Origin of the sequence: Streptomyces shinuiensis (genome assembly GCF_043660855.1) — a bacterium.
Lineage (GTDB): Bacteria > Actinomycetota > Actinomycetes > Streptomycetales > Streptomycetaceae > Streptomyces.
The window spans coordinates 3901121-3918649 of sequence record NZ_JBIHML010000001.1 but is presented as its reverse complement, the minus strand read 5'-3'; the positions used below and the strand labels follow the sequence as shown (position 1 = coordinate 3918649).

Annotated in this window: 11 protein-coding genes, 1 tRNA gene and 1 pseudogene; 9 read left to right on the top strand and 4 right to left on the bottom strand. The window is 71.1% G+C overall.

Annotated elements, in window-relative coordinates; translation table 11 throughout:
• Positions 1-225 precede the first annotated feature (225 nt).
• The 4 genes and pseudogenes from ACGRHY_RS17840 to glmS all read left to right on the top strand — a co-directional run.
• A pseudogene (locus ACGRHY_RS17840) lies at positions 226-798 on the top strand (N-acetylmuramoyl-L-alanine amidase); the annotation flags it as partial.
• Between the two features lie 493 nt (positions 799-1291).
• Positions 1292-2236, top strand: a complete 945-nt coding sequence (locus ACGRHY_RS17835) for a DUF4429 domain-containing protein (protein ID WP_394636315.1) — start codon at positions 1292-1294, stop codon at positions 2234-2236.
• Positions 2237-2389: 153 nt separating this feature from the next.
• Positions 2390-2665: a hypothetical protein gene (locus ACGRHY_RS17830; protein WP_394636314.1), complete on the top strand. Its 276-nt coding sequence runs from the start codon at positions 2390-2392 to the stop codon at positions 2663-2665.
• A 103-nt stretch (positions 2666-2768) separates the two neighbouring features.
• The gene (gene glmS / locus ACGRHY_RS17825) at positions 2769-4595 is read left to right on the top strand and encodes a glutamine--fructose-6-phosphate transaminase (isomerizing) (protein ID WP_394636313.1); all 1827 of its coding nucleotides are present in this window, start codon (positions 2769-2771) and stop codon (positions 4593-4595) included.
• A gap of 284 nt (positions 4596-4879) precedes the next feature.
• On the opposite strand, the gene ACGRHY_RS17820 is transcribed toward glmS, so the two are convergent.
• Positions 4880-5401 carry a universal stress protein gene (locus tag ACGRHY_RS17820; protein ID WP_394636312.1) on the bottom strand — a complete coding sequence of 174 codons (522 nt, stop codon included), beginning with the start codon at positions 5399-5401 and terminating at the stop codon, positions 4880-4882.
• Positions 5402-6103: 702 nt separating this feature from the next.
• On the opposite strand from ACGRHY_RS17820, the gene ACGRHY_RS17815 reads away from it, so the two are divergent.
• From ACGRHY_RS17815 to ACGRHY_RS17805, 3 genes are all read left to right on the top strand, one after another.
• On the top strand, positions 6104-7375 hold the full coding sequence (locus ACGRHY_RS17815; RefSeq protein WP_394636311.1) for a helix-turn-helix domain-containing protein: 1272 nt from the start codon (positions 6104-6106) through the stop codon (positions 7373-7375).
• 10 nt (positions 7376-7385) lie between these two features.
• Positions 7386-7991: an oligoribonuclease gene (gene orn / locus ACGRHY_RS17810; RefSeq protein ID WP_394636310.1), complete on the top strand. Its 606-nt coding sequence runs from the start codon at positions 7386-7388 to the stop codon at positions 7989-7991.
• Positions 7992-8110: 119 nt separating this feature from the next.
• Positions 8111-8183: transfer RNA gene (locus tag ACGRHY_RS17805), tRNA-His, on the top strand.
• Positions 8184-8285: 102 nt separating this feature from the next.
• On the opposite strand, the gene ACGRHY_RS17800 is transcribed toward ACGRHY_RS17805, so the two are convergent.
• Positions 8286-8879, bottom strand: coding sequence for a M23 family metallopeptidase (locus ACGRHY_RS17800; RefSeq protein ID WP_394636309.1), 594 nt, complete (start codon positions 8877-8879; stop codon positions 8286-8288).
• 569 nt (positions 8880-9448) lie between these two features.
• The gene (locus ACGRHY_RS17795) at positions 9449-12409 is read right to left on the bottom strand and encodes a glycoside hydrolase family 48 protein (RefSeq protein WP_394636308.1); all 2961 of its coding nucleotides are present in this window, start codon (positions 12407-12409) and stop codon (positions 9449-9451) included.
• A gap of 616 nt (positions 12410-13025) precedes the next feature.
• Here ACGRHY_RS17795 and ACGRHY_RS17790 point away from each other — a divergent pair.
• Positions 13026-14762, top strand: coding sequence for a glycoside hydrolase family 6 protein (locus ACGRHY_RS17790; protein WP_394636307.1), 1737 nt, complete (start codon positions 13026-13028; stop codon positions 14760-14762).
• Positions 14763-14861: 99 nt separating this feature from the next.
• Here ACGRHY_RS17790 and ACGRHY_RS17785 read toward each other — a convergent pair whose 3' ends face one another.
• Positions 14862-15899: a LacI family DNA-binding transcriptional regulator gene (locus tag ACGRHY_RS17785; protein WP_394636306.1), complete on the bottom strand. Its 1038-nt coding sequence runs from the start codon at positions 15897-15899 to the stop codon at positions 14862-14864.
• A gap of 339 nt (positions 15900-16238) precedes the next feature.
• On the opposite strand from ACGRHY_RS17785, the gene ACGRHY_RS17780 reads away from it, so the two are divergent.
• Complete coding sequence (locus ACGRHY_RS17780) at positions 16239-17522, top strand: ABC transporter substrate-binding protein (RefSeq protein WP_394638101.1); 1284 nt, start codon at positions 16239-16241, stop codon at positions 17520-17522.
• Positions 17523-17529: the final 7 nt, after the last annotated feature.

Genomic DNA, 17529 nt, shown 5'->3' with positions numbered 1-17529 from the left:
CCCGAGATCGGCCGGAAAGTCCGATCACATGCCCATTCTTAACACTGTTCGACACTTCGCGGCGAACACCCCCTCACCCGCGGACGGCGGGACCCGGCCGCGGGGAGCGGCGGAAGGGCTTCAAAGAATCTTGGCCACTCCTTCGGACTCGCCCGCGGGAGTGGGTAAGGAAAAAGAACAGGCACCTCACCAAAAGTAGTCGGGAGAACACACATGGCTACTCCCATCGGCGCGAGCGCATTCGTCGCCGCGCTCAAGAAAGAGGGGCTCAGAGTCGTCGAGGTCGGCAGTTGGCGCACTCACAACCGCAACCACAAGGGCCCGTGGGGGCCGGTGCACGGCGTGATGGTCCACCACACGGTGACCTCCGGGTCGGCCCGGACGGTCGAGATCTGCCGCAGGGGCTACTCGACGCTTCCGGGCCCGCTGTGCCACGGGGTGATCACCAAGGACGGGCGGGTCCACCTGGTCGGCCACGGCCGCGCCAACCACGCCGGCATGGGCGACGACGACGTCCTGCGCGCCGTCATCGCCGAAAGGCCCCTCCCCCCGGACAACGAGGCGAACACCGACGGCAACCGCCACTTCTACGGCTTCGAGTGCGAGAACCTCGGCGACGGCCGCGACCCCTGGCCCGCGGCCCAGCTGGACGCCATCGAACGCGCCGCGGCCGCGCTCTGCCGCCACCACGGCTGGAAGGCCGAGTCCGTGATCGGGCACCTGGAGTGGCAGCCCGGCAAGGTCGACCCGCGCGGTTTCTCCATGAACACGATGCGCGCCCGCGTACGCGAGCGCCTGAACCACAGCCCCGGCTGGGACCGGAGCGAGGAGGACGACGTGCCCAAGGTGATCGGCGAGTACCAGACCAGCGACATCCGGCTCGCCCCCCGGCAGTGGCAGACCCTCGGCATCAAAGGCACCGACATCCTGACCGGCGCGACGCGCTACCAGGTGATGGCGCACCTCACCGCCACCCTCCCGGCCGGGTCCACGATCCAGGGCCGCTTCTACCACCTCCGGGCGGACGGCACCCGCTGGGAGTCCGGGATCATCGAGCGCATCGGCACTCCGGGCAGCACCTTCGCCGACTTCCACCACTCCGGCAGCATCGCGCGCAGCGAGAAGCTGCGCTTCGAGGCCGCCTACTACCCCGCCGATCCGGGCGACGACACCCCGGTGACCATCGTCACCTCACGTCTGCGCGGCCTCTACTGGGACTGACGGACACCGGGACCGGCGCACACCGGGACCGAGGGGCGGGGTCCGGTCCGGCGGCTGGGACAATCGCCGCATGACCGAGATACTCCAGCGGGCGGGGAACTGGACGTTCGACGGCGGCACGGTGCGCATCGTGCCGGGGCACCACAAGAGCGTGCACAGGCTGCGGAGGCTGCTCGGCGAGGTGGCGGTGCCGCTGGAGTCGGTGTCGGGGATCGCGTACGAGCCCGGCCGCAAGGCCGGGCGGCTGCGGCTGCGGCTGCGGCACGGCGCCGATCCGCTCCTCCAGGCCGCCGGCGGACGGCTGCCCGACGCCGCCGACCCGTACAGCCTTGAGGTGGAGCCGGACCGCGCCGGAGCCGCCGAGTACTTCGCGGACGAGCTGCGCAACGCCCTGCTGCTGGATCAGGTACCCGTCGCCGAGCCGTGCGGCCGCTATCTGCTGCCCGGTCCGCCGGTGCCGCTGACGGTGCAGGGCACCGACGGAACGGCCTCCTTCGACGGGGACCTGGTGCGGATCGACTGGAACTGGGTGGCCGAGGGGAGCAAATCCTCCGCCGGACCGCGAACGCTCGCGCTGCACGAGCTGGCGGGTGTGGAGTGGTCACCGGCGGTCGGGCTGGAGAACGGCTTCGTGCGCTTCCGCCCCAAGGGCCCGCACGCCGTGCTCAAGCCCGACCACGACCCCAACTGCCTGGTGCTGTGGGGCGTCCGGCAGGCGAAGGACGTCAGCTCTGTGCTGCTGGCCGCCGCCGTCACCGCCCGGCTGCCGCACCCGCCGGTCCCCGCGTCCGTTCCCGCCCTGCCGCCCTCGGACGACCCGCGGCCCGGGTCCGGGACCGGGGCCAGTTCCGGTTCGGGTTCCGGGTCCGGGTCCGGGAAAGAGCTCGGCCCCGAGGGGGCCGAGCACGACGTCCTGCTGCGACGGCTGCGTGAGCTGGGGGAGCTGCACCGGGACGGAGTGCTCACCGAGGAGGAGTTCACCGCGGCCAAGCAGGCCGTACTGCGCCGCTTCTGACGGCGAGAGGGTCGGTGAGGGCGCGACAAGGGGGCGGTGAGACGGCGGCGGGAGGCCGGCGGCCGGGCCCCGATTCCACCCTTCCACCTCACTCCTGCCCGATATCGGGCAGATTTCTTGCGCAAGAGCGAGCACGGGCCTCAGTATCTACGGGTGCTCGAACGCCCCTCCGCCCATGACGACCTCGTGGACCACCTCGTCCGCTCCACGCCGCTCCGGCGCGGCGAGGCGGCCCGGGTGGTCCTGGACGTCCTGGCGTACTTCGACGAGACCGTCGAGGAGTTCGTGCGCCGCCGCCACCGCGAACTGCAGTCCCGGGGGCTGGCGAACCAGGAGATCTTCGAGCGGATCACGGCCGAACTGCCGTACCGCGCGGTGGCCCCGCCCGGACTCTCCCTGCGGCAACTGCGCCGCATCGTCTACGGCTGACGGCCGCCCGCGGCGCCGGCCCGCCGCCCGAGAGCCCTCCAGGAGCCGGGCGCCCGAGAACCGGGTGCCCGAAGCGAACCATCCGAGAACCTAAGGACCCCGTATGTGTGGAATCGTGGGATACATCGGCGGGCGCGACGCCGCCCCGCTCCTGCTGGAGGGCCTCCAGCGCCTGGAGTACCGGGGCTACGACTCCGCCGGCATCGCCGTCCACGGCAGCGGCACCGGCCGGGCCGCGGGTCTGCGCACGGTCAAGGCCAAGGGCCGCGTACGCGAGCTGGAGTCGCGCCTGCCCGAGCGCTTCGCGGGCACCACCGGCATCGCCCACACCCGCTGGGCCACTCACGGCGCCCCCAGCGACGAGAACGCCCACCCGCACCGGGACGCCGGCGGCCGGGTGGCCGTCGTCCACAACGGCATCGTCGACAACGCCGGGGAGCTGCGCGCGAGGCTGGCCGCCGAGGGCGTGGAGTTCACCTCCGAGACCGACACCGAGGTCCTCGCCCACCTCGTCGGCCGCTCGCAGGCCCCGACGCTGGAGGAGCGGGTCCGCGAAGCGCTGCGCCACATCGAGGGCACCTACGGCATCGCCGTCCTGCACGCCGACTTCCCCGACCGCATCGTCGTGGCCCGCAACGGCTCGCCGGTGGTGCTCGGCATCGGCGAGCACGAGATGTTCGTCGCCTCCGACGTGGCCGCCCTGGTCTCCCACACCCGCCAGGTGGTCACCCTGGAGGACGGCGAGATGGCCACCGTCAAGGCCGGCGACTACCGCACCTGCACCACCGAGGGCAGCCGCACCTCCGCCGTCCCCACGACGGTGGAGTGGGAGGCGCAGTCGTACGACATGGGCGGCCACGACACCTACATGCACAAGGAGATCTCCGAGCAGCCCGACGCCGTGGACCGGGTGCTGCGCGGCCGGATCGACGACCGCTTCGCCACCGTCCGCCTCGGCGGCCTCAACCTCGACGCCCGCGAGGCGCGCGGGGTGCGCCGGGTGAAGATCCTCGGCTGCGGCTCGGCCTACCACGCGGGCCTGATCGGCGCCCAGCTGATCGAGGAGCTGGCCCGGGTGCCCGCCGACGCCGAGCCCGCCAGCGAGTTCCGCTACCGCAACCCTGTGGTGGACCCCGACACCCTCTACATCGCCGTCAGCCAGTCCGGGGAGACCTACGACACCCTGGCAGCCGTCCAGGAGCTGCGGCGCAAGGGCGCGCGGGTGCTGGGCGTGGTGAACGTCGTCGGTTCGGCCATCGCCCGCGAGACCGATGGCGGCGTGTACGTGCACGCCGGGCCGGAGGTGTGCGTGGTGTCCACCAAGTGCTTCACCAACACCGCCGTCGCCTTCGCGCTGCTCGCCCTCCACCTCGGCCGCATCCGCGACCTGTCGGTGGCCGACGGCCGGCGGATCATCGCCGGGCTGCGCAGGCTGCCCGGCCAGATCACCGGGATCCTGGAGAAGGAGGAGGAGATCGCGGAGCTGGCCGCCCGGTACGCGGACGCGAAGTCGATGATGTTCGTCGGCCGGGTGCGCGGCTACCCGGTGGCGCGCGAGGCGTCCCTGAAGCTCAAGGAGGTCTCCTACGTCCATGCCGAGGCGTACCCGGCATCCGAGCTCAAGCACGGTCCGCTGGCCCTGATCGAGCCCGCCGTGCCGACCGTGGCGGTCGTGCCCGAGGACGAGCTGCTGGAGAAGAACCGCGCCACGCTGGAGGAGGTCCGGGCCCGCGGCGGCCGCATCCTGGCCGTGGCGCACTCCGATCAGGAGAAGGCCGAGCATACGGTCGTGGTGCCGCGCAACGAGGTGGAGCTGGATCCGATCCTGCTGGGCGTCCCGCTCCAGCTCCTCGCCTACCACACGGCCCTGGCCCTGGGGCGTGACATCGACAAGCCGCGCAACCTGGCGAAGTCGGTGACGGTGGAGTAGGCGGCGGGAACGGGCGGTGGAGCGGGCCGGGAACGCTGCCGGCCGCGGAACGTGCGGGCGGTCCCCTCACGCGTGCCACCATGCGCACGAGGGGACCGCCTCCCTGCGCCGGCGTCGCCCATCACGCCGGCGGTGGGCCACCGGCGTGGGACCGTCACTTCCCGCGCGGCGGCATGATGCTGTCTGTATGCCCGTCACAGGCGCACGATCCACCTCCGGGCAGGGACGGATTCGCCGACTCGCCTCCGCCTGGGGCGGGTTGGCAGGGCACCGCGGGGCGAACGCTAAGGGATGACGACGACCGGGCGCCGCGCGCGGCGGGCGAGACGGCCCGCGACCGAGCCGAAGAACCGGCCGACGATGCCGTGTGTGGAGCCCACGACGATGGCGTCGGCCTCGTACTCGCAGCCGACCTCCTCCAGTTCGTGGCAGATGTCGCCACCGCGCTCCACGAGGATCCAGGGGACCTCGGACAGATGGTCCGCGCAGGCCAGTTCCAGGCCCAGCACCTCGGTGCGATGGTCGGGGACGTCGACGAAGACCGGCGGCTCGCAGCCCGCCCACACGGTCGTCGGAAGCCGGTTGGCGACATGGACGATGATCAGCCCGGAGTCGGAGCGCTTCGCCATGCCGATGGCGTAGGCCAGGGCCCGCTCGCTGGAGACCGAGCCGTCGAATCCCACCACGACCCCGTGCCGGAACGCCGGGTCGCAGGAGTGGCGCGTCTCGTCCGCCGCCCGGGGCGTCGCCGCCGGGTCGGCGAGCCGCTTGCGGTCCGCGGGGTCGGGGATCTCGTGTCCAGCCATCGGTTACGTCACGTGTGCCTAGGAATACGTCCTGGAAGCATGTTCCTCAGCCCATACCCCTGAGGGTACGACGGCACTCCCCCTTTGCCCAGAGGCTGCGGTCACTGCCGGTGCAGCATGCCGGAGCGGAAAGCGTTGCGCAACGCCGGGGCGGCCTCACCGCCGCCTCCACGCCTCCCCGGGACCACTCGGAGCCTGCCCGGGCGCCCTCTTCCGGCGGGCCGCGCACGGCACCCGCGGCGGGGCGGACCGGGTCGCCGCGGGCCTACCGACATGGGGGCGCACAGGGGCGCACAGGAGCAGATGACACCGGCCGCAGTCCGCCCCCCGATGCGCGGCGCACACCCCCGGGGCTCCGGTCGCCGCTTTCTGAGCCCCCGCGCTTTTCGGCCAACTTCCAGCCGTGGTACACAACTTGCCAGAGGCTGACCCCGCAACGCCCACCAGGGCGGGGAGAATCGAGGCGAACAAGTGCACCCCGCGGACAGACGACCACGGAGCGAGGCGTTCTTCCCAGGGGCGCCGACGAGTGGAACGCTTCGTGATCGAACGCTTCACGCCAAGTTGCCATGTCGACATAGCGGCGAGTGGTGAACTTGGCCCGTCAGCCTCGACAGACACAGTAGATTCGATCTTGGCTAACCACGGCGGGGGAAACGTGCAGGACCGGAAGGACGCGACGACTGAGGGGGGCTTAGTTCCATGAGCCAGGAGCCACCGCACGGCCCTGGGACGACGCGCAAGCTGGCCGCGCGCCGCCGCCGCGAGATCGTCGCCGTACTGCTCTTCGGCGGCGGCCCGATCTTCGAGAGCTCCATCCCGCTGTCCGTCTTCGGCATCGACCGGCAGGACGCCGGCGTTCCCCGCTACCGCCTTCTGGTGTGCGCGGGCGAAGAGGGACCCCTGCGCACCACGGGAGGCCTGGAGCTGACCGCTCCGTACGGCCTGGAGGCGCTCTCCCGGGCGGGCACGATCGTCGTGCCCGCCTGGCGTTCCATCACCCAGCCGCCGCCCTCTGCGGCCCTCGATGCCCTGCGGCGGGCGCACGAGGAGGGGGCGCGCATCATAGGCCTGTGCACCGGCGCGTTCGTGCTCGCCGCGGCGGGGCTGCTCGACGGCCGCCCCGCGACGACGCACTGGATGTACGCGCCGACACTGGCCAAGCGGTACCCGGCGGTCCACGTCGACCCGCGCGAACTGTTCGTGGACGACGGGGACATCCTCACCTCCGCCGGTACGGCGGCGGGTATCGACCTGTGCCTGCACGTGGTGCGCACCGACCACGGCGCCGAGGCGGCGGGAGCCCTGGCCCGCCGCCTCGTCGTACCGCCCCGGCGCGGCAACGGCGGCCAGGAGCGCTACCTGGACAGGTCTTTACCCGAGGAGATCGGCACCGACCCGCTCGCCGAGGTCGTGGCCTGGGCCCTGGAGCACCTCCATGAGCAGTTCGACGTGGAGACGCTGGCCGCGCGGGCCTACATGAGCCGGCGGACCTTCGACCGCCGGTTCCGCTCGCTGACCGGCAGCGCGCCGCTGCAGTGGCTGATCACCCAGCGGGTACTCCAGGCGCAGCGGCTGCTGGAGACCTCCGACTACTCGGTCGACGAGGTCGCCGGACGCTGCGGCTTCCGCTCACCGGTCGCGCTGCGCGGCCACTTCCGGCGGCAGCTCGGCGCGTCCCCCGCGGCGTACCGGGCGGCCTACCGGGCGCGTACCGGCAGGCCGGAGGGCGCCGGGGACGGGGAGCGCGTACCCGAGACACGCGCCGACCAGACCGCGGCCGAGTCCACCGCGCACGGCACGGCCCACGTCGCGCGCACGGACAGGGGGGAGCGGGGGGAACGGGGGAACCGCGGAGAGCGCGCCGACCGGACGGAGCGTGGCGTACGGGGTGAGCACGGCAAACCGGAATCCGACACATACACCCCCCGGCTGCCCTCCCAGCGGGGCCGCGCGCCCGGCCGGGCCCCGTAGGCTGGAGCGCATGAACGATCGCATGGTGTGGGTCGACTGCGAGATGACCGGGCTCTCGCTGTCCGAAGACGCTCTCATCGAGGTGGCCGCGCTGGTCACCGACTCGGAGCTGAACGTGCTCGGTGACGGGGTGGACATCGTCATCCGCCCGCCCGCCGAGGCGCTGGACACCATGCCCGACGTCGTCCGCGAGATGCACACCGCCTCCGGCCTGCTCGACGAGCTGGCCGGGGGCACCACACTGGAGGACGCCGAACAGCGGGTCCTGGAGTACGTCAGGAAGCACGTCCCCGAGCCCGGCCGGGCCCCGCTGTGCGGAAACTCCGTCGGGACCGACCGCGGCTTCCTGATGCGCGACATGCCGACGCTGGAGGACTACCTCCACTACCGGATCGTCGATGTCTCCTCGATCAAGGAACTGGCCCGGCGCTGGTACCCGAAGGCGTACTTCAACAGCCCGGAGAAGAGCGGCAACCACCGGGCGCTGGCGGACATCAGGGAGTCCATCGCGGAACTGCGCTACTACCGCGAGGCGGTCTTCGTCCCCGGGCCCGGCCCGGACTCGGAGACGGCGCGGAGGATCGCGGCCCGGCACGTGCTGCCGCCCGCGGACTGAGGCGCCCCGGCCCCGAGGAGCGTCTGCGGGGCCACGCGGGACAAGGGTGCGCGGGCAGGGTCCACGACCCTGTACACTCTTATCGGCCGGTGCGGAAAGCACCACGAGCGCCGGTCGTGGTGGGTATAGCTCAGATGGTAGAGCACCTGGTTGTGGTCCAGGATGTCGCGGGTTCGAGTCCCGTTACTCACCCTGAACGATCAAGGCCCGGCCCGCGGAAGCGGACCGGGCCTTCGTCGTCCGCCGGGTCGCGGGAACACGGCGGGGCCCACGCCCCGGGGGACGTGGCGGGGGTCACAGCAGCCGCACCCCGCGCCGGGCGAGATAGGCGACGGGGTCGACGTCCGAGCCGTAGCCGCGTTTGCTGCGCACCTCGAAGTGGAGGTGGGGGCCGGTTACCCGGCCCGTGGCACCCGAGTCACCCACCGGGCTGCCCGCCTTCACCCGCTCCCCGCCGTTCACCGAGATCCGCGACAGGTGGGCGTAGAGGGCGTAGTAGCCGTCGTCCATCCTGACCGTCACCGCCTTCCCGTAGGCGCCGGCCTCGCCGGCGAAGACCACGGAGCCGGCGCCGACCGCGTAGACGGGGGTGCCGACGGGCATCGCGAAGTCGATGCCCGTGTGATGGCCCGCCTGCCAGTTTCCGGGAATCCCGTAGGCGGCGGAGACCCGGTAGTCCCCCACCACCGGCCGGGCCCAGCGCCCCAGAGCCGTCTCCTGCCCGGCCGGAAAGGCCACCGGGGCGGCATCGCCGGGCCGCCCTCTCCCGGCTCCCCCGGCCCTTCCCGCCAGGAAAGGGACGCTTCCCAGCGCCGCCAGCGCCGCACCGCGCAGCACCAGTGCGCGCCGGTCCGGCGTCCACTGCCGACGTCCACCCTGTGTAGCCATCGCTTCGACCTCCCATTCGGCGGTGCCATAGATGTGAGGACACGTCAGCCGGAGCCTTCTCGCATCTTCGCGACCGCCTCCGGGGCCGCCGAACGGCGTAGCGCGGACCTGGCCGGAACGCGTGAACCCGCTTGCCGGTGGGCGCGGTTGCGGTTCCGGACGGCCCGTCGGGCGACAATCCCCTTACAGGTGAATGGACTAAACCATCCGGCAGGCGCCGCCACGGCCGGCGGCACCCGCGGCGGCCGTCTGGCACACGGTCACCTCCCGGCTCCGCCGGGCCGGGAGGCGGTGGGGGACGGTGGGGCAGCGGAAGCGGCCGCGGCCGTCCCGCGCCGGCACCGGGTGCGACCCCGGTGCCGGTACGCAGGACGGCCGCGGCCATCGGGTGGTGCCGGCCGGGCGGTGGAGGGCGGGGACGGACAGACCACCGCTCCGGCTCGCCACCGGCCGGCGGCACCGGTACGAGCGGTGCCGCCGGTGGTGCGGGTGGTGCGGGTTGGAAGCCCCCCGGTGCGGCCGCCGTCGACCAGACCGGACCGGGGGGCCGGCTTCGCCCTCTGGAGCGGCTACTCGTCGCCGAAGAGGTCCGCGTAGGTGGCCAGGGCGAGAGCGGCGTCCGCCTGGGCCCAGAAGCGGTGGTAGGTGAACGTCGGCGCCTCGCCGCCGTTCAGGTAGCTCTCCACCTTGTTGAACTGCGGATCGTCCTGGTAGAAGGAGCGGATCGACAGGAAGGTGGAGTCGGAGTCGATGCTGTCGCCGTTGGGCATGGCGCCGGTCCAGCCCTCGGGGACGTACACCGGGTCGTCGAACCGCTCGAAGTCGGCCCGGGTCTCCTCCACGGCGATGCCCATGGCGTCCTGGTGGTGGTCCCACATGGCGTCCATCAGCGCCTTGGCGGTGGTCCTGGCCTCCTCGTCGCCGGACTTGGCGGCGTAGTACATCAGGGTCTTGGCCAGGGCCGCGGTGACACCGACGTCGGTGGAGTAGTCGCGGACCGTCACATGCAGGTCCGAGTTGTCACCGGGGTTGGAGGGGTCCCAGGTGTCGGGCTTGCCCGACCACTGGAGCGTCGACGGGATCTGGTAGTTGCCGTCCGGGTTGACGGTCACCTCGGACAGGACCCACGGGACCCACTTGTCCAGGACCTCCTTGGCCGTGGCGTTGCCGGTCTCGTGGTACAGCTCGGCGACACGCTCCATCGACCATGCCTGCATGCCGAACCACTGGTTGGACGGCGGGTCGTGGTAGACGGGCTTCTCGTCGTAGAACATGCCGTAGAAGGTGGGTGTGCCGGCCGGCGGGGTGCCGTAGTCGCCGCCCCAGCTGTTGGTCGCGCCGCCCGCGATGCCGCCCTCGTCGGACTGCAGCCAGCGGTAGAGCTCGACCTGGCGCTGGAGGCTCTTCTCCCAGTCCGCCGCGGCGGTCGAGCCCTTGGGCTTCAGTTCCGGCACGGTGGTCAGCGCGTGGGCCGTCATCGGGTTCTGGTAGCCGAAGTGGTTGTGGCTGCTGCCGATCCGCCAGGACCAGCCGGCGCTGGTGTCGGTGGCGCCGCCCCAGGCGTAGTACCAGGAGAGCAGGTAGTGCGCGCTGTCCTTGCCGGTGCCCGCCGGGCAGGCGGTGGCGCCGACGCAGTTGCCGATCTTCTTGAAGTACTTGTCGAAGAAGGCGTAGCGCAGGTAGTCGCCCATCTTCGCGGCCTTGGAGAGGGTCGCGGTGATCTCGGACTTCTTGCCCTGCTCCTCGGCCCACATCTCGGCCCAGTAGGCGGCCTGGATGGCGCGGGCGTCGGCGTCGGGGGCGTTGGTGAACTTCCACTGCTTGGCGTAGGAGCCGTCCTGGACGAACAGGTCCAGGTAGCCGTTCGGCCCGCCGAAGGTGAAGTCGTCGCAGGTGGGCTGCGGCACGGTCTCCCAGACCGACTCCTGCGGACCGCGCTGGAAGGTGTTGATGTACGAGGGCGCGTCCGACTCCGGTCCGCCCTGGCAGACGCTGCCGGGCGCGTTGCCGTAGCCGTAGACGTTGTCCACGTCCTGCAGCCAGTGCATGCCGTAGATGTCGTCCGTACCGTAGGCGCTCTTCAGTTCGGCGGCGATCGGGTCGCGGCCGACCGGGACGCCGGGCTCCATCGGCGACGGGTAGTCCGCCGGCTGGGGGTGCTCACCCGCGTAGGTGGCGGGCTTGGAGGGGTCGTAGAAGCTGTTGGTGGGCTGGTCGTCCTTCGTGGGGATCATGTAGTCCTCCATGATCTGCCACGACTCGTTGAACGGGCCCCAGTCCTCGGTGACCTTGCCGTACATGGCCTGCAGCCAGATCAGGTAGCTGTACGCCTCGGAGGTCGTCTCGTGACCGTGGTCGGGGGCCTCGACCATCAGCGTCTCGACGGAGTGGTAGGGGATGCCCTCCGGCGAGAAGTACCCGTTGGCCGGGTCGAAGATCTTGTTGTAGAGCTCCAGGAAGCGGTCCTCGTACTCGCCCCCGTCACCGGTTCCGGCGAGCTGGGTCACCGTCACCTCGGCCTCGTCGTGGCCGGGGGCGCTGACGGTGAAGGTCGCCGCTCCGGAGCCGGTGTCGTCGGCGGCGACGGTCACCTCCTGGGGGGTGTCCCAGTCGGCGGGCGTGAAGGTGAGCGAGGCTCCGTCGGCCACGGACAGACCGGTGTTCCCGCCGGTGCGCTCCACCGTCGCCGTCACGTTCGCGGACGGCTGCTTGGAGAGCTTGACGGCGAACCGGGCCGTCTCCCCCTGGCGAACCCCGAGCTGGGCCGGGGTGACGACCACCGCGGGGCCCGCGGTGACCTGGACGCCCACGGGGGTGGACTCGCTCGACATGCCGTTGGAGTCGTGGGCGACGGCGTAGATCGAGTAGTTGCCCGCCGGGACGTCCTCCCAGTCGAAGGAGTAGGGCGCCGTGGTGTCGGTGCCCAGCAGCTCGGTGTCGCTGTAGAACTCGACCTTCTCGATGGTGGCCCCGGGCTCGGTGGCGCTCGCGGTGGCCGCCAGCGGGACGGTTGCGCCCGCGGAGAAGACCGCGCCCGCTCCGGGGCTGGTCAAAGTGGTGGTGGGGGCGGAGAGGTTGCCGCCGCAGCGGGTGCCGTTGACGGAGAAGGAGGTGGGGTCGGTGTTGGTGCCGCTGTAGCTGAAGTTGGCACCCGTGCCGACCGCGGCACCGCCGGCGATGCGCGCGTTGAACGACGCGTTCTTGACGGTGACGTTCTGGCCCGACTGCGACCACTGGCCGTTCCAGCCCTGCTGGAGCTGCTGGTTGCCGCTGTAGGCGTAGGTCAGGGTCCAGCCGTCGATGGCCTCGGAACCCCGGTTGGTGAGGGTGATCTCGGCGGTGAAGCCCGACCCCCAGTCGTTCTTGCCGTAGTCCACGCTGCACTGGAGGGCGGCGGCCTGGGCCGTCCCGCTCAGGGCCGAGGTCAGCCCCAGCGGGAGGGAGATCGCGACGGCCGCTGCCACCAGCAGCTTCCTGGTTCTGCCTCTGGGAGGCCTGGGCGGTACGCCCGTGACCGGTAACACGCTCATGCGGGGCTCTCTCCTCGCGGCTCGGAGTGGGGAACGACTGTGCCTGGGCTGTGCCTGGCAGGGACGTGTGGAGGAACTGAAACCAGTGGGAGCGCTCCCAAGATTCAAGGTGGACATGACACCTGTCAAGACTCCGAACAAGAAGACCCTGTCGAAGGAATTCGATTCGCCAATTACTGAACGCACTCTGGCCACAACCGGAAGTTGGCGCTACGTTCTCCTTCAACCAGTGGGAGCGCTTCCACAGTCGTGCGCCAGGGACGGCGCGTTCGACCGACCAGGAGCCGCTTCATGTACCCCCCACCGCGCCCTCGGGCGTTAACCGGCACCGCGCCGCCCGCCGCGGCGCGCCTTCACGGCCACACCGGCCGGCTCACCCCTTCACGACGACCCCCGTCCTCCCCCGGCACCGATACCGGAGCACGCTCCGGGAGGCCGTGCCCGGAGGCGGGACCGGAGCGGGACCTCGCTCCGTGCCGCAACGGCGGTCGCTCCCCACCACGACGGAAGGCCCCCTCCGTCCGGGGCACGCACCTGTGACACGACCGCACCCCCCAACGCGGAGCTGGGCTCCGTCGTCATCCGGAGAACACCGGAAGGAAGAGGAAGAGATCGCATGACAGGCACCAGAAAGCCGACGCGCGGGCGCCGGACGGCGCTGCTCGCCGCCGGCGCGCTGATAACCGGCGCGCTCGGCGCGGGCGGCATGATGCAGGGGACCGCCATGGCGGCACCCGCGTGCAACGTCGACTACGACGTCACCAACGACTGGGGCAACGGTTTCACCGCCTCGGTCACCGTGACCAACAACGCCGCCTCCGCCGTGAACAACTGGAAGGTGGAGTGGGACTACGCCGGCAACCAGCAGGCCGGACCCGGCTGGAACGCCACCGTGTCCCAGAGCGGTGCGCACGTGACCGCCACCGCCCCCACGTGGAACTCCACCCTGTCCTCGGGCGGTTCCGCGAACTTCGGTTTCAACGGGACCTACTCCGGCTCGAACCCGGCGCCCACCACGTTCACGCTGAACGGCACCACCTGCAACGTGGACGGCGAGGACCCGGACGACCCGGACAACCCCGATGACCCCGGTGACCCGGGCGACCGCGCCGACAACCCGTACGAGGGCGCGCAGCTCTACGTGAACCCGGACTGGTCCGAGCAGGCCGCCGAGAGCGGCGGCGCCGCGATCGCCGACCAGCCGACCGCCGTGTGGCTGGACCGGATCGCCGCCATCGAGTCGGGCTCCGCGGGCGAGAACACCATGGGCCTGCGCGACCACCTCGACGCGGCCCTGGAGCAGGGCGCCGACGCGCTCCAGATGGTCACCTACAACCTGCCCGGCCGCGACTGCGCCGCGCTCGCCTCGCAGGGTGAGCTCGGTCCGGACGAGATCGACCGGTACAAGAACGAGTTCATCGACCCGATCGCGGAGATCGTCGGCGACCCGAAGTACGCCGACCTGCGGATCATCAACATCGTCGAGATCGACTCGCTGCCGAACCTGATCACCAACGTCGGCAGCAGGCCCACCGCGACCGAGAACTGCGACGAGATGCTGGCCAACGGCAACTACGTCGAGGGCGTCGGCTACGCCCTGGCCACGCTGGGCCAGTTCGACAACGTCTACAACTACATCGACATCGGCCACCACGGCTGGCTCGGCTGGGACAGCAACTTCACCCCGTCCGCCGAACTGCTCCACGAGGCCGCCAACGCCGCGGGCGCCACGGTCGACGACGTCGCCGGCTTCGCCGCCAACGTCGCCAACTACGGCGCGCTCAAGGAGCCGCACTTCACCATCAACGACTCGGTGAACGGCACCTCGGTCCGCCAGTCCAAGTGGGTCGACTGGAACCGCTACGTGGACGAGCAGTCCTACGCCCAGGCGTTCCGCGAGGAGGCCGTCCGGGCGGGCTTCAACTCCGACGTCGGCGTGATCATCGACACCTCCCGCAACGGCTGGGGCGGTCCGGAGCGCCCGACCGCTCCCGCCGCCAAGACCAGCCTGGACGCCTTCGTCGACGGCAGCCGCACCGACCGCCGCATCCACACCGGCAACTGGTGCAACCAGGCCGGTGCCGGCCTCGGCGAGCGTCCGAAGGCGGCGCCCGCTCCGGGCATCGACGCCTACGCCTGGATCAAGCCCCCGGGTGAGTCCGACGGCGCCAGCGAGGACATCCCGAACGAGGAGGGCAAGAGGGCCGACGAGATGTGCAACCCCTCCTACGAGGGCAACCCGCGCAACAACAACCACATGTCGGGTGCCCTGCCCGACGCGCCGCTCTCCGGCCACTGGTTCCAGGCCCAGTTCGAGGAGCTGCTGCGCAACGCCTACCCGCCGGTCGACTGATCACCGGTTGACCGCGCGACAGCGGTAGGACGGCTCGAAAGGGGGCCGGTCGGTACGCCGGCCGGCCCCTTCGCCGTGTCCGCGTGACCGGCGGGGCCTCTAGGAGGACGCGCGGCGGACCAGCTCCGTGGGCAGCACCCGGCTGGAGCGGTCGTCCCGGCCCGCCTTGCGGCCCTCGATCTGCTCCAGCAGCACCCGGGCCATCGACCGGCCCATCTCCTCCAGCGGCTGCCGCACGCTGGTCAGCGGCGGGTCCATGTGGCGGGCGACGGCCGAGTCGTCGAAGCCGACCAGGGCCACGTCCTCGGGCACCCGGCGGCCGGACTCGCGCAGCACCGCGCGGGCGCCCGCGGCCATCACGTCGGAGGCGCAGAAGACGGCGTCCAGGTCGGGCCGCCGCGACAGCAGCTCCCGCACGGCGCGGCGGCCGCCCTCCTCGGTGAAGTCGCCGACGGCCACCAGCCGCTCGTCCTCCTCCAGGCCCGCGGTGCGCAGCGCGTCGCGGTACCCCTGGAGGCGGCACTGGGCGACGTACATGTCCAGCGGCCCGGTGACGGTGGCCACCGCGCGCCGGCCGCGGCCGATCAGATGCTCCACGGCGGTCTGGGCGCCGCCGGTGTTGTCGCAGTCCACGTACGGCACCAGCTCGTCGCCGCTGCGGCGGCCGCTGAGGACGGCGGGCATCTCGATGCGTTCCAGCAGGTCGGGCAGGGGGTCGTCGGCGTGCACGGACACCAGCAGCACACCGTCCACCCGGTGGGCGGCGACGTACTGGGCGAAGCGGTCGCGTTCCTTGGGGTTGCGGATCAGGGTCAGCAGGAGCTGCATGTCGGTGTCGGCGAGCTCGGTACTGACGCCGCGGATGATACCGGAGAAGTAGGGCTCGGCGAACAGTCTGGTCTCGGCCTCGGGAATGACCAGCGCGATCGCGTCGGTACTGCCCGCGGCCAGCGCCCGGGCGGCCCGGTTGGGCACATAGCCCAGTTCGGCGATCGCCTGCTGGACGGCGGTACGCGTCTGGTCGCTGACGTTGGCGGCGCCGTTGATCACCCGGGAGACGGTGCCGCGGCCCACCCCCGCGTAGGCGGCGACCTGCTCCAGAGTGGGCCGCTGGCCCCGCCTTCCGCTCACTGTCATGACCGCCTCCCCAAGGTGTACGGGCTCACCTGCACAGGACCGGTCGGTCCCCTGCACCAGTATCGATCAGCCACCGAAGCTAACAGCCGGATAACTGCGCCGGGTCAGTGTGTCCATTCCCTTGACACCCGCGCCAGGGAACCGCGACTCTTCAACTCATCACGTCTGGGAGCGCTCCCAAAGGACTTGACCCATACAGAACCCGCACGTTCCCGCCCGAGCCGCAGCACCATCCGTCACCGCGGTCCCCCACACCCTTCCACGGCCGGGAGTGAAACGTCAGGGCGCTAGGAGGACGCAGTGCGCAAGACCCGCACCACCCGCCGAGCCGTGGCCGTCATGGCCGCCGCGGCGATCGGCACGAGCCTGCTCGCCGGATGCGCGAGCGACGACGACTCGGGCGACAAGGCCGGGGGAACCGACAGCAAGGGCAAGACCGTCATCACCGTCGGCCTCTTCGGAACCTTCGGCTTCCAGGAGGCCGGGCTCTACGAGGAGTACGAGAAGCTCAACCCGAAGGTCAAGATCGAGCAGAGCGTCGTCGAGCGGAACGAGAACTACTACCCGCAGCTCCTCACCCGCCTCGCCAGCAACAGCGGCCTCGCCGACATCCAGGGCATCGAGGTGGCGAACATCGCCGAGGTCGTCCAGACCCAGGCGGACAAGTTCACCGACCTGTCCAAGGCCGGCGGAGTCTCCGAGGACGACTACTTCGACTGGAAGTGGAACCAGGCCACCACCGACGACGGCAAGACCATCGGCCTGGGTACCGACATCGGCCCGATGGCCATCTGCTACCGCAAGGACCACTTCAAGGCCGCCGGCCTGCCCACCGACCGCGACGAGGTCGGGAAGCTGTGGGAGGGCGACTGGCAGAAGTACCTCGACACCGGCAGGAAGTTCATGGACGACGCCCCCAAGGGCGTCAAGTGGGTCGACTCCGCCAGCGGCCTCTACAACGCGGCCATCTCCTCCAGCGCCACCCGCTACTACGACGAGCAGGGCGAGGTCGTCTACAAGACCAACCCCGACGTCAGGGGGGCCTGGGACGTCGCCGCGGAGGCCGCCTCCGAGGACATGACCGACAAGCACGAGCTGTTCACGGACTCGTGGAACAAGGCCATGAACAACGGCACCTTCGCCACGCTCTCCTGCCCCGCCTGGATGCTCGGCTACATCCAGGACAAGGGCGGCGAGAAGGCCGAGGACAAGTGGGACGTCGCTCCCGCGCCCAGGGCCGGCAACTGGGGCGGCTCCTTCCTCGGAGTGCCCGAGAGCAGCAAGAACAAGGAGGAGGCGATCAAGCTCGCCGCCTGGCTGACCGCCCCCACCCAGCAGGCCAAGCTCTTCGCCGAGCGCGGCAGCTTCCCCAGCGCCCCGAAGTCGTACGAGACCCCCGAGGTCGCCGAGGCCACGCACGAGTACTTCTCGGACGCTCCCATCGGTGAGATCTTCTCCAAGGCGGCCGAGGGCATCCCGACCCAGGTGATCGGCCCGAAGGACCAGGTCATCCAGGAGAACATCACCCGCAGCGGCCTCCTGCAGATGGAGCGCAGCGGTCTGTCCTCCGACAAGGCATGGGAAGAGGCCACCAAGGCAGTCGACAACGCCCTGGACGAGTGATCGACAA

What these genes read in the sequence shown, in the direction of transcription:
- orn (WP_394636310.1), top strand. Translation starts at nt 7,386, where the DNA reads ATGAACGATCGCATGGTGTGGGTCGACTGCGAGATGACCGGGCTCTCG.
- ACGRHY_RS17795 (WP_394636308.1), bottom strand. Translation starts at nt 12,409, where the DNA reads ATGAGCGTGTTACCGGTCACGGGCGTACCGCCCAGGCCTCCCAGAGGC.
- ACGRHY_RS17815 (WP_394636311.1), top strand. Translation starts at nt 6,104, where the DNA reads ATGAGCCAGGAGCCACCGCACGGCCCTGGGACGACGCGCAAGCTGGCC.
- ACGRHY_RS17820 (WP_394636312.1), bottom strand. Translation starts at nt 5,401, where the DNA reads ATGGCTGGACACGAGATCCCCGACCCCGCGGACCGCAAGCGGCTCGCC.
- ACGRHY_RS17785 (WP_394636306.1), bottom strand. Translation starts at nt 15,899, where the DNA reads ATGACAGTGAGCGGAAGGCGGGGCCAGCGGCCCACTCTGGAGCAGGTC.
- ACGRHY_RS17835 (WP_394636315.1), top strand. Translation starts at nt 1,292, where the DNA reads ATGACCGAGATACTCCAGCGGGCGGGGAACTGGACGTTCGACGGCGGC.
- glmS (WP_394636313.1), top strand. Translation starts at nt 2,769, where the DNA reads ATGTGTGGAATCGTGGGATACATCGGCGGGCGCGACGCCGCCCCGCTC.
- ACGRHY_RS17790 (WP_394636307.1), top strand. Translation starts at nt 13,026, where the DNA reads ATGACAGGCACCAGAAAGCCGACGCGCGGGCGCCGGACGGCGCTGCTC.
- ACGRHY_RS17780 (WP_394638101.1), top strand. Translation starts at nt 16,239, where the DNA reads ATGGCCGCCGCGGCGATCGGCACGAGCCTGCTCGCCGGATGCGCGAGC.
- ACGRHY_RS17800 (WP_394636309.1), bottom strand. Translation starts at nt 8,879, where the DNA reads ATGGCTACACAGGGTGGACGTCGGCAGTGGACGCCGGACCGGCGCGCA.